The 11642-nt window shown below is 61.0% G+C and carries 10 protein-coding genes; 8 read left to right on the forward strand and 2 right to left on the reverse strand.

Going from position 1 to position 11642, the window contains the following annotated elements:
* Positions 1-147: 147 nt before the first annotated feature.
* The 8 genes from OCY70_RS22505 to OCY70_RS22540 all read left to right on the forward strand — a co-directional run bounded on the left by OCY70_RS22505 (position 148) and on the right by OCY70_RS22540 (position 9897).
* Entirely contained in the window at positions 148-435 is a 288-nt protein-coding gene (locus OCY70_RS22505; RefSeq protein ID WP_197258302.1) for a stage VI sporulation protein F, read from the forward strand.
* Between the two features lie 343 nt (positions 436-778).
* Complete coding sequence (locus OCY70_RS22510; protein ID WP_213427045.1) at positions 779-2494, forward strand: amylo-alpha-1,6-glucosidase; 1716 nt, start codon at positions 779-781, stop codon at positions 2492-2494.
* A 230-nt stretch (positions 2495-2724) separates the two neighbouring features.
* Positions 2725-4455 (forward strand): cache domain-containing sensor histidine kinase, encoded by a 1731-nt coding sequence (locus tag OCY70_RS22515; RefSeq protein ID WP_213427044.1) that lies wholly within the window; start codon positions 2725-2727, stop codon positions 4453-4455.
* The gene (locus OCY70_RS22520; RefSeq protein WP_213427043.1) at positions 4433-5596 is read left to right on the forward strand and encodes a response regulator; all 1164 of its coding nucleotides are present in this window, start codon (positions 4433-4435) and stop codon (positions 5594-5596) included. Before OCY70_RS22515 ends, OCY70_RS22520 begins: the two co-directional genes overlap by 23 nt.
* Positions 5597-5803: 207 nt before the next feature.
* Positions 5804-7063, forward strand: a complete 1260-nt coding sequence (locus OCY70_RS22525; RefSeq protein ID WP_213427042.1) for an ABC transporter substrate-binding protein — start codon at positions 5804-5806, stop codon at positions 7061-7063.
* Between the two features lie 73 nt (positions 7064-7136).
* Entirely contained in the window at positions 7137-8054 is a 918-nt protein-coding gene (locus OCY70_RS22530) for a carbohydrate ABC transporter permease (protein ID WP_213427041.1), read from the forward strand.
* Positions 8051-8878: a carbohydrate ABC transporter permease gene (locus OCY70_RS22535; RefSeq protein ID WP_249724686.1), complete on the forward strand. Its 828-nt coding sequence runs from the start codon at positions 8051-8053 to the stop codon at positions 8876-8878. The genes OCY70_RS22530 and OCY70_RS22535 overlap by 4 nt, the downstream gene beginning before the upstream one ends.
* A 38-nt stretch (positions 8879-8916) precedes the next feature.
* Positions 8917-9897: a DMT family transporter gene (locus tag OCY70_RS22540; RefSeq protein WP_213427040.1), complete on the forward strand. Its 981-nt coding sequence runs from the start codon at positions 8917-8919 to the stop codon at positions 9895-9897.
* 528 nt (positions 9898-10425) lie between these two features.
* Here OCY70_RS22540 and OCY70_RS22545 read toward each other — a convergent pair.
* The gene (locus OCY70_RS22545; protein ID WP_213427039.1) at positions 10426-11109 is read right to left on the reverse strand and encodes an SOS response-associated peptidase; all 684 of its coding nucleotides are present in this window, start codon (positions 11107-11109) and stop codon (positions 10426-10428) included.
* Between the two features lie 110 nt (positions 11110-11219).
* On the reverse strand, positions 11220-11558 hold the full coding sequence (locus tag OCY70_RS22550; protein ID WP_249724684.1) for a hypothetical protein: 339 nt from the start codon (positions 11556-11558) through the stop codon (positions 11220-11222).
* Between the last annotated feature and the right edge of the window lie 84 nt (positions 11559-11642).

Genomic DNA, 11642 nt, shown 5'->3' on the forward strand with positions numbered 1-11642 from the left:
GGGCGGCCGGACGGATGGCATTCCGGCGGCTTCGGCAATTCGGGCGGATAGCAGACAAGCGTTCGGACATATATTGGAACAGAGTGTCATCAGAGCTCGCTGCGATGAGCTCTGGCCAACTTGTGTTCCGGAGGTGTGCCGACGAAAATGAGCTATACGAAATACGGGATCAGCCCGCAGCTCGTTGAACGAATCAAACTGAAGATGAAGCAGCCGGCTTTGAAGGAGCGGGTCAAGCAGATTGTGGACGGCGTGACGAAGGCGGATCTCCAGAATCGCCAGACGGTCCGCCGGCTGCTGCGCAAAATAGCGAGCGCGCTGAACGAGAACATCAGCGCCCAGCAGGAGGAAGCGATCGTGCACTTCGTGCTGGCGCAGAAGATTGACCCGAACAATACGTTCCATCTCCTGAAGCTGTGGGGGATGTTCCGCTAAGGCACAGGAGGCTGTCGCATCAAAGCCCGGTTCTATAGGACCGGGCTTCTGTCTTGTGAGGGGACCTGTCGTCGCAAGGACTGGATTCGGCCCCGCATCTGGCTTCGACAGGATGCGCGGTTGCCTCACAGGATGATATAAGACAAAATCCCCCCCTAACTCCGAACAAAAGAACGAAGCGGCCGCGCGCCCGCACATCTCGCCCCCCAAATCCGCACAGCCCGGCGCCGTCTTGCCCGGCCGGACCCGATATAATAGAAGAGAAGAGGGAAGAAGCAGAGCGCCTCTATTTGTGAAAGCGTTTGCTTGGGAAGGGATGGCAAGACAGAAGGGGGGTATAAAAATGAAGCTTGCATTTGATATACGTACCGTGCCGTTCAGCCGTTACGGATCCTTTTTGGCGGTCTCTTGGCTGCCGGCTCGTCCGGGACAAGAGGAAGGCGTCTATATCCGCACCGTGCGCGGCGGGGATACGACCGTGGGAGCGGCATTCCGCATCGAGCTGGTGCGGGACGGGGAGAGCCTGGCCTTCACGTCCCGCGCGACGCCGGGATTGCTGGAGCTGGAGAGCGGGGACGGCGGCCGGGCGGAGCTGTGCATCGATGCGTCCGATCGGATTCGTCTGCGCGCGCGGCATTTCGGCGTGCGCCTGACCTTGGCGGGAGGAGACTACGACTATGCGATGGCGCGGCCGGAGGAACGCTGGGAGGTCAATGATTTCCGCAACGAGGTGCGCTTCATGCTGACGCCGCTGCAGGGAACGCTCTCGATGGATGCGCCCTGGCGCAGAACCCGCTGCGAGTATATCGCGGCTGCCATGGAGCCGGACGGCACGGAGACGGCCGAGCTGCTCATTCAGGAGTACCGGACGGTATGGGAGAAGCCGGCCGCGCTTCCGCCGTTCGCCGACAGCGCCGCGCGCACGGAGGCGGAGTTCGCCGCTTGGCTCGGCAAGACGCCGGCGGTCCCGTCCGCCTATGAGGACGGCCGTCTGCTGGCCGCTTATATTACCTGGTCCTGCGTCGTTCCGGCGGACGGGTATTTGCCGCGGCCGGCGATGTATATGTCCAAGAACTGGATGACCAACATCTGGAGCTGGGATCATTGCTTCAATGCGATGGCGCTCATTCGCGAGCAGCCGGTCTTGGCGTGGGATCAGTTCATGATCTTCTTCGACCGCCAGGACCAGAGCGGGGCGCTGCCGGATTTCATGAACGACAAATACGCCCTCTGGAACTGCTGCAAGCCGCCGATCCACGGCTGGACGCTGAGCTGGATGATGGAGCGGAGCGAGTGGATCGGCTCCGAGCAGCTCCAGGAGGTGTACGGGCCGCTCTCCCGGTGGACCGAGTGGTGGTTCCGGTATGGCGACGATGACGGAGACGGCATGCCGCAATACAGCCACGGCAATGACAGCGGCTGGGACAACAGCACGATCTTCCACGAGCCGGGCGCCGTGGAGAGCCCCGATCTCGGGGCCTATCTCGTGCTGCAATGCGATGCGCTGGCCGAGATCGCCCGCCGGTTGGAGCGGCCGGAGGAGGCGGCGGCCTGGAGGGGCCGGGCGGATGGCACGCTGGAGCGGATGCTGGCGCATTGCTGGCGCGACGGGCGCATGACGGCCGTCCGCATAGGCACGCATGAGCCGGTCGGCGAGGACAGCCTGATCGCGTGCCTGCCGCTCGTGCTCGGGCGCCGGCTGCCGCAGGAAATCCGAGGGGCGCTCGTGCAGGCGCTGGCGGATGAGCGGCGCTTCTTCACGCCGCACGGCTTCGCGACGGAGAGCATCGGAAGCCCGGCCTATGAGCCGGACGGCTATTGGCGCGGCCCGATCTGGGCTCCGGTCATGATGCTGCTCGTCGACGGCTTGGCTCGCTGCGGCGAGGCAGAGCTGGCCGCCGAGGCGGCGCGCCGCTTCTGCGATATGGCCGCCCGCAGCGGCATGGCGGAGAACTTCGGTGCGCTGACGGGGGAAGGGCTACGCGACCGGGCCTTTACGTGGACATCGAGCGTCTTCCTCATGCTGGCCCATGAATATGCGCGGCCGCGCAGCGAATAGGGGAAGAGGCCGCCCCCTTCCAGGCGAAGGGGGGCGGCCAAGGCAGCAGGTCCGGCGCGGCGGGATCCGGCTCTTCCGTCCCTGAGACAAAGGATTCGATAAGCTTGATTGGGAAGGACACACGCCTTTTGCACCAGGAAAATCGTGTGTCTTTTTCTCTTGTCCTTTCCTTGATATAGTTAGGACACACATTACAACATCGCCGCGACACCGCAGAAGGAGGATTGCCTATGGCCCGTATCCCGTTCCTGTCCCGCATCCCTTGGCCGCGGCGCAATCTGCGCGTCAAGCTGGTCGGGCTGTTCCTTGGGGCGGCCGTCTTGCCGCTGTTCACGCTTGGTCTGTTGTCCTATTTCAAGTCGTCCGAGCTGCTGCAGGAGCAATTCGGGCGCTACGGCTCGAACTCGGTGACCCAGCTTCAGCATCAGTTGGATACCGAGCTGAACCATCTGCAGCTGATGGCCGGCTACATTCAGTCCTATCTGCTGAACCCGGCCAGACGCGTGCTGTATACCGAGATTCCGTCGACTTACGGGGAGCTGAAGGATCAATATGAGCTGGAAGATATGCTGAATGCGCTCAGGACCGTGAAGGATAAGGGCATTTTCATCGTGACCGAATCCGGTTATTTTTATGGCGAGAACAGCATCGATACGAGCCTGCTGTTCGCGGAGCCGTGGTGGCAGGCCATGCCGCCCGACTACAACGGCGAGTACTGGCCCGGCTTGTACACGCCCCGCCATTACAAGAAGGCGGACAAGGAGAACAGGGTGCTTGGCCTGGTCGTTCCGATCCGGAACCAGAGCGGGCCGCTGCGGAACGGGCGCATCCTGCTGGAAATGAAAGCGGATAACTTGTTCGCGCTGTTCGCTTCCTTCGAAAAGGATACGCATGCCATGCTGACGATTACGGACGGCGCGGGACGGACGATCTACCGCACGGCGGGGGCGGATGCCGCCAAGCCGGATGATATGATATGGAAGACGAAGCTGGCTTCGAACGACTGGACGATCGAAGCCCGGATGCCGCATGGCCTGTTCTATCAGTCGACGGACGTGATCCGGTCCTATACGGCGATCGGGTTCGTGCTGTCGGTGCTGCTGGCCCTGCTGCTCGGTTATTTGTTCTCCTCGACCGTCACGAAGCGAATCAAGCGGCTGAAGGAGTCGATGCTGCTGGCCGGCAGCGGCAAGTTCGGCACGCGCCTGCCCGTGCGCGGCGAGGACGAGCTGAGCGTGCTGGCCCACAGCTTCAACCGGATGGCCGGACAGCTTGAAGAGCTGGTCGTACAGATTACGGTCAAGGAGAAGCTGAAAAAGGAAGCAGAGCTGCGGGCGTTTCATTATCAGATCCATCCGCATCTGCTGTTCAACACCTTGAATTCGATTCAATGGAAGGCCCGGCTGCAGGGCAATGAGGAGATTCGCCGCATGCTCTATCATCTGACGATGGTGCTGGAGGGGGGGCTCGATATCGCCCAGGAGCTGGTCGCGGTGCGGCGGGAGCTGACCGTCATCGATCATTTCCTGGAAATCCAGCGTCTTCGCTATGAGCATGAGTTCCGTTATGAGACGGATCTCAATGAGTCCCTGCTTGAGTATGCGATGCCGCGCATGACGCTGCAGCCGCTGTTCGAAAATATTTTTTTCCACGCGTTCGAGGACGGGCGGGGAGTCATTCGCTTGACGATCGCCGAGCAAGGGGACGATCTCGTGCTGACGCTGTCTGACAACGGCAAGGGCATGAGCGACGAGCGCAGGCTGGCTCTGCTGGGCGAAGCGCCGGATCGGCGGAAGAAGCGGGGCATTGGCGTCTACAACGTCGATCGCAAGTTCAAGCTGCATTTTGGCCCGCAATACGGATTAACGGTGCACTCGGAGCCTGGGCGCGGAACCGATAAGGTACTGCGCTGGCCGAAACGACAGGAGGAGAAGCTTCATGGAACAGATGATGCCGATTAAAGTGCTGATTGCCGACGACGAACGCGTTGTCCGCAAAGGATTGATGGCGACCGTGGATTGGGCCCGGTACCATATGACGGTCGTCGCGGATGTCCCGAATGGAGCGCGGGGATGGGAAGCCTTCCTGCAGCATCGGCCGGAGGTCATCATTACCGATATCGTCATGCCGGAAATGGACGGCATTGCCTTGGCCGAGCGGATTAAGGCGGAGTCGCCTCAAGCCAAAATCCTGCTGCTGAGCTGCCATCGCGATTTCGAATACGCCCAGCAGGGCATCCGGATCGGCGCTTCCGGCTATTTGCTGAAGACGGCGTTCGAGGACAGCGAGCTCGACTACTATTTGCGCAAATTCCAGACGGAGCTGGAAGCGCACCCGGAGCCGCAGCCCGAGAGCGACGCCGCCGGCTGGGAGGCCGCCTTCTATGCGTGGCTGTCCGGCTTCGATTGCGGCTTCCGCGCCGAGCTGGAGCGGCGCTGGGCCGCCTGGCGGCTGCCCTTGCCCTGCACGGTCTATGCCGCGAAGGCGGAGGAAGCGGCCCACCCGTGGAGCGGGCTGGAGGCGCGGCTGCCGCAGCCATGCGCCGCGCTGCCGTGCGGAGCCGGCCGGCGCTACTATACGGTCTGCGCCGAGGCCGGGGAACGGATGGAGCGGATATTGAACGACGAGAAGCAGCGGCACGCCTCGCTGCATTGGCATCGCCTCGGACCGCTCCAGGGGCTGGACGAGTGGCTGCAGGCTCTCGTGAAGCTGCACCGCGAGGCGGAGCTGGAGCGGCGTTATGGGGTGCAGCCGCATACTTGGCCGGAGACGATCGGCGAGGCGGTCCGCCTCGTCGCCGGCGATCTGAGCGAGCCGTGGTCGGCCAGCGATGTCGCCCGCCGCGTCGGCTTGAGCCGCAGCCATTTCAGCATGCTGTTCAAAAAGACCGTCGGCGAGAGCTTCCTGTCCTTTTTATACCGGATGCGGCTCGATGCCGCGATGGATCTGCTGTCATCGACCGATCTGACCCTGCAGGACATCGCCGAGCGCATCGGCATGATCGACGGCAAATATGTAAGCAAATGGTTCAAGCGCTGCTGCGGAGTCACGCCGTCCCAATACCGGGCCGAACAGAAAGGCGAATCGTGCAGGTCATCTTGACCCGCGGAAGGGCGGAAAGGGCGCCATCCGAACAAAATGCCCCCTGGCGCCTGACAGCAAGCGGTTTTGAAAACGCTTTATTTTTTCTAAAGTGGAGATAGCTTTAAATGCGTGTTCAAAGGGGCCGGTATCCCTTCGTGATCAAAAGCGGACTTTTTGAACTACCTCTAGTTAGTAGACGAGATTATCGAATCAGGGGGAGGACACATGACGAAGAAACGCTTGTTGACAGCGGTGCTGGCCGCGATGCTTGCCGTTGCGCTCGGGGGATGCGGCGCTTCGGGGTCCGGCGGAGGCGGGGAGGCCGGTGAACAGAAGGTGCTTCGCTTCGCGACCTGGGATACCGGAGACAGTCTGAAGGTACAGGAGGATATCGCCAAGGCGTTCGAGAAGGCGCATCCCGGCGTGAAGGTGCAGGTGGAGCCTTACGCCGACGGCTTCGACCAGAAGCTGGCGGCCTCGTTCGGCGCGGGCAATCCGCCCGATGTGATGCTGATGTGGGATTTCCCGACGTATCATGCCAATCTGGAGCCGCTGGACGAGTATATGAAGAAGGACGAGAATCTCGGTCTGGATGACATTTACGACAGTCTGTTCCATTATGTGAAGGTCGACGGCCAGACGTACGGACTGCCGAGCGGGTTCACGACGAGAGCGATGTACTACAATAAGAAGCTGTTCGACGAGGCGGGCATTCCGTATCCGAAGGACGGATGGACCTGGGACGAGTTCAAGGAGATCGCGAAGAAGCTGTCCCATCCGGAGAAGAAGCAGTATGGCTTCGGCTTGCGGGCGACGAATGACCCTTACGATCTGCAGGGAATCGTCTGGAGCAACGGCGGCAGCTTCGTCAGCGAGGACGGGAGCCGGATCGGCGGGTTCATGAACGGGCCCGAGACGGCCGGCGCGATTCAGTTGTTCGGCGACCTGCTGAAGGAGAAGGCGGCTACGCTGGTCGGCGGCAAAAATCAGATGAGCGGTGAAGATGTGTTCAAGGCCGGCAAAATCGCCATGTGGGAAAGCGGCGTCTGGCCTCTGGACGGCTTCAAGGAAGCGAAGGTCGATTTCGGCACGGTCGAGATGCCGGCATTTCCGGGCAAGCCGGTCAAGGGCATCGTCGCCCTGAGCGCCGTCTCGGTCGCGAAGCAGTCGAAGCAGAAGGAGCTCGCCTGGGAGTTCACCAAATACTTCATCTCGAATGAAGCGATTAATATGCGCAGCAATTCGGACCTGCCGATCCGGAAGAGCATCGTCCAGGAGAAGAAATTCGACCAGGATCCGCTGTATGCGCCGTTCTACACGATGCTGGAACGGTCCGACATGACCCCGTCCTTCCTGCTCAACAAGAACTGGAAGCTGGTCAACCGCTATTTGTCGACGGCGATTGATTCGGTCATGCTCGGCCAGGACGCGAAGACGGTCCTCGACCGGGCGGTGGGGGATGCCTCGAAATATGTAAATCAATAAGACAGGCGGGGCCCCGGCAGATGACGGTTCTCCGGGGCCTCCCGCTTCTCTTCAGCGGAAAGGACGATGAACGATGCAACGAACGACCCGGCGGATGACCGCTCTTCCGCGGCAGGCAGCCATTCCTTATTTGTTCATAATGCCGTGGATTATCGGTTTTCTCGCTTTTACCTTAGGACCGCTCGTGTTCTCGCTTGTCATCAGCTTCTATGAATGGCCGATTGTCGGCGAGAAAACCTTCGTAGGCATAGCCAACTACGTGGAGATGTTCCGGGGCGACCCTCTCTTCTGGACCTCGCTCGGGGTGACGCTCAAGTTCGCGGCGCTGTTCGTGCCGCTCAATATCGGGGTGGCGCTGCTGCTGGCGATTCTGCTGAACCAGCGGGTCCGGGGAAGCGGGTTTTTCCGTTCCGCCTTCTATTTGCCGTCGGTCATCTCCGGCGTGGCGCTGGCCATGATCTGGTCGTGGGTGTTCGACGGGGAATACGGCATTTTGAATTATTTGCTGTCCATCTTCGGGATCGAAGGGCCGAATTGGCTGAATGATCCGACGTGGGCTCCGGTGGCGATGGTGATCGCCAGCCTGTGGGGACAAGGCACGATGATGCTGATCTTCCTCGCCGGGCTCAAAAATATCCCGAAGGATCTGTACGAGGTGTCTGCCATCGATGGCGCTGGACGCTGGACGCAATTCGTGCGCATTACGCTGCCGATGCTCAGCCCGACGATTTTGTTCAATCTCATTACGACCATCATCGCGGCGTTCCAGCAATTGACGCTGGCGCTGGTCATGACGGGCGGGGGACCGTTGAACTCCACTTATTTCTATGCCATGTACATGTATGAGAACGCCTTCAAATATTCGAAAATGGGGTACGCTTCCGCCAACGCATGGTTCATGTTCATCATCGTGCTGCTGCTGACGGCGCTTGTCTTCCGCTCTTCATCGGCCTGGGTCTATTACGAAGGGGAAATGAGGAAAGACAAATGAGAGAAACGCGCATGAAATCGGTTGTCGTCTACAGTCTGCTGTTGTTGTTCTCGCTGCTGTTCCTTGCGCCCTTCTATTGGATGATCACGACGGCGGTCAAGACGCCTGAGGAGTTATACCTGTTTCCGCCGAAATGGATTCCGTCCGTGTTCCAATGGGATAATTTCGCCAAGGCGTGGCAATCGCAGCCGTTCGACACCTATCTGAACAATTCGCTTATCGTGACGGGGCTGTCGCTTATCGGGCAGTTGCTCTCTTCGTCGCTGGTCGCCTACGGCTTCGCGCGCTTTCACTTCCGCGGCAAAGATGCGCTGTTCCTGATTCTGCTCGCATCGATGATGATTCCGTGGGAGGTCACGATGATTCCGCTCTATATGGAATTCAATGCGCTCGGCTGGATCAACACGCTGAAGCCGCTCATCGTGCCGGCCTGGTTCGGGTCGCCGTTCTTTATTTTTCTGCTGCGGCAGTTCATTATGGGCATCCCGACCGAGCTGGAGGAGGCGGCCCGCATCGACGGCGCCAACCCGGTACAGATTTTCCTGCGGCTGATCGTTCCGCTGCTGCGGCCGGCGCTCATTCTCGTCGGGGTGTTCCACATCCTGAGCAGCTGGAACGACTATCTTGGCCCGCTTATCTTCCTGAACGATCAGACCAAGTATACGCTGACGCTCGGGTTGTCGCAATTCCGGGGCATGTTCGGCGTCGATATGGTCTCCATCATGGCCGTAACCTTCCTCATCTGCCTGCCGCCGCTCGCGGCCTTTTTCCTGGCGCAGCGCTACATCGTTGAAGGAATTGTGACGACCGGCATCAAAGGCTGAGTCATGGAAGGATATGAATATAAAGGGGGAGATCCGGCGTGAATCGGGCGCGGCTATCCGAGTTATGCTTATTGATTACGGCTCTCATCTGGGGATCGACCTTCCTTATCGTGCAGAGAGCGCTTGATGACGTATCTTCCCTGGCGTTCAACGCGGCGCGCTTCGCCGGAGCGGCTCTGCTGTTCCTGCTGATGATGCTGGCGAGCGGCCGCCTGCGCAAGGCGCGGTGGAACCGCAGGCTGCTCCTTCACGGGAGTGTGCTTGGCCTGTGGCTGTTCGGCGCCTTCTCGCTGCAGACGGCCGGCCTCCAGTATACAACCTCGACGAATACCGGCTTCATTACCGGCATGTCGGTCGTGTTCGTGCCGTTCGCTTCGCTGTTGATCGCGAAGCAGCGCCTGTCGGCCGCCACCTGGATGGCGGCGGGGGCGGCCTTCGCCGGACTGTATCTGCTCGCGGTGGACGGCGGCAGTCTGTCCTTGAACCGCGGGGATATCCTTGTCTTCTTCGGGGCGGTCTGCTTCGCTCTTCATATCGCGGTGACGGCTTTGTATGCGCCCCGGTATGAGACGATGCCGCTCGTCACCGTTCAGTTCGCTACGGTGGGCGTGCTCGCCGCGCTGCTCTCGGGCTTGACCGAGACGGCGGCCCCGCTCGGCGAACGGCTGGCCGGCTTCGCGAAGCCGGAGGTGCTGTTCGCCCTGCTCGTGTCCGTCCTGCTCTCGACGGGCTTCGCGTACTGGGCGCAGACCTGGTGCCAGCAGCATACTTCCGCGGCGCGGGTGGCGATTATCTTCGCCACCGAGCCGGTGTTCGCCGCCTTGACCGGCGTCATCTTCGCCGGCGAGCGGCTCGGCTGGTCCGCCGTCCTGGGCTGCGCGCACATTCTCGGCGGCATGCTCTACGCCGAGCTGGCGGATCGCCGCCCGGCGGACGCGCCGCCCCAGCCGAAGCCGGACGCGCCGCCGCTCGGCGGGGACCCGAACCCGCGCCAGGGCAGCGGCCGGCGCAGTTCTTGACGGCGCGACGGGCGATCCGCCTCTGCCACGCCTCCGCCTCCGCCGAACAGGCTGGACAGGCCGGGACAGGCCGGCCGAGCGGAGGCGTGGCAGGCAGGGCCTGGCCTGAACGCGAGAGGGGCTGTCCCATCGACAGTGTTTCGCTGCAGTGATGAGACAGCCCCCTAATTCTGAAAGCTCGGCTTGCCGAAATAATGCAAAAATACAGCTTTCCATTATGAGGTTTCGCCCGTTACAGTGATTCCTGCAAACTGCAGGAATTTCAGGCTGTGCCATAGATAGAAAGCGAGAATCGAGCAAAATAATGCACATTAGCAGGAATTTAATAAAATACGGGCACAAGTAGCGTTAATTCCTGCATTCACGCAGGATTTATTTTCACCAGCTCCGTCTTACGGCCTCGTCTCAACCCGTCCATATTCCGCCGCTTTTCCCTTCGCCGTCTCTATATTATGTGTAAATCCCGTCTTGCCCCGCATCCTTGTCCACTGCCTAGGGGACAGCCTTTTGTCGGATTCGAGTATCGTGTTAGGAGAGCGGCTCAATGCAAGCGGGATCATCCGTCTTCGCATTGCCTACCCGCTTGTGGACCGGGTAGGCGCGAAGCTCATCGGCCGGGCAGGGCCGCAGAAGCGGAGCCAGCCGCAGCGTGTCGGTCGTGCTGCGGTCGAGCCACATCGTCATCTGCTCGGGCGGCACGATCACGGGCATCCGGTCATGTATCGGAGCCATCAGCTCGTTCGGTTCGGTCGTGATGATCGTGCAGGTGCTTACCTTGCGTCCCTCGGCATCGATCCAGGTGTCGTACAGGCCGGCGAACTGGAAGAGGCCGCCATCCTGCCTTACGATCCGGATCGGCTGCTTCGTGCCGTCCGGCTCCGTTCTCCATTCGTAGAAGCCGTCCGCCGGAATGAGGCAGCGCTTGCGCTCGAACGGAAGGCGGAACGCCGGCTTGCTGCGCAGCGTCTCGGCGCGGGCGTTCACGGTCCGCCAGCCGATCTTCCCGTCCTTGGCCCAGGAGGGGATCAGGCCCCAGCGGAGCGGGCCGATTCTCAGCTTCGCCCCGTCATGGATGACAGCCGGGATGGGCTGGCCCGGAGCGATATTGAAGCGGGGCCCGTAAGAGAGCAGGGCCGCAGCCGCATCCTCCTCCAGCGCATAATAGGCGAGCAGTTCCTCCAAGCTCACCGTCAATGAATATCTCCCGCACATGCTTCTCCCCTCCCTTTTTATGGAACGATTTCATTATACCCGATGGATGCCGGCGTCTCCAATGCCCGTGCCCGGAACGGCCGGATCTGAACCGGGCTGGTTCCCGCCCATCACGCCCGGATGGAGGACTTGCGGAGAGCCGCCACCAGATGCTCGGTATATTTCCCCAGCCTCTTGCTCATGTCGGCCCGCATATATTCCCGCGTAATGAGGAAGCTGCCCTCATGGCCGCGGCAGGTATAAGGGTATGTGATCGCCTGGCCGTCGTGCTCCCCCGCGAACAGATGGATGTTCTTGTCCAGCATGGCGCGTCCCGTCTTGGACAAATCCCGGTCAATATGCTGCGCAAGAACCTGGGCGGCCTGGGCATACAGCGATTTCAGCGTTTCGGAGGAGCGCTCGATCTCCCGGATTTTTCGGGTTACCATCGTCTGCAAATGGGAGAGCATGACATAGTTTTTCAGCCGTGCGAGCGGGCTGGGCGGCCTGATCGAGGCCGAGGCGGCGGTTCAACAGCGCTTCCTTATGCTGGG

It is taken from the genome of Paenibacillus melissococcoides, from assembly GCA_944800085.1.
Lineage (GTDB): Bacteria > Bacillota > Bacilli > Paenibacillales > Paenibacillaceae > Paenibacillus_B > Paenibacillus_B melissococcoides.

Bases quoted from the DNA above. Each gene is read 5' to 3' on its own strand.
- OCY70_RS22550 (WP_249724684.1), bottom strand. From the start codon at position 11,558: ATGCTCTCCCATTTGCAGACGATGGTAACCCGAAAAATCCGGGAGATC.
- OCY70_RS22545 (WP_213427039.1), bottom strand. From the start codon at position 11,109: ATGTGCGGGAGATATTCATTGACGGTGAGCTTGGAGGAACTGCTCGCC.
- OCY70_RS22525 (WP_213427042.1), top strand. From the start codon at position 5,804: ATGACGAAGAAACGCTTGTTGACAGCGGTGCTGGCCGCGATGCTTGCC.
- OCY70_RS22515 (WP_213427044.1), top strand. From the start codon at position 2,725: ATGGCCCGTATCCCGTTCCTGTCCCGCATCCCTTGGCCGCGGCGCAAT.
- OCY70_RS22510 (WP_213427045.1), top strand. From the start codon at position 779: ATGAAGCTTGCATTTGATATACGTACCGTGCCGTTCAGCCGTTACGGA.
- OCY70_RS22520 (WP_213427043.1), top strand. From the start codon at position 4,433: ATGGAACAGATGATGCCGATTAAAGTGCTGATTGCCGACGACGAACGC.
- OCY70_RS22535 (WP_249724686.1), top strand. From the start codon at position 8,051: ATGAGAGAAACGCGCATGAAATCGGTTGTCGTCTACAGTCTGCTGTTG.
- OCY70_RS22530 (WP_213427041.1), top strand. From the start codon at position 7,137: ATGCAACGAACGACCCGGCGGATGACCGCTCTTCCGCGGCAGGCAGCC.
- OCY70_RS22505 (WP_197258302.1), top strand. From the start codon at position 148: ATGAGCTATACGAAATACGGGATCAGCCCGCAGCTCGTTGAACGAATC.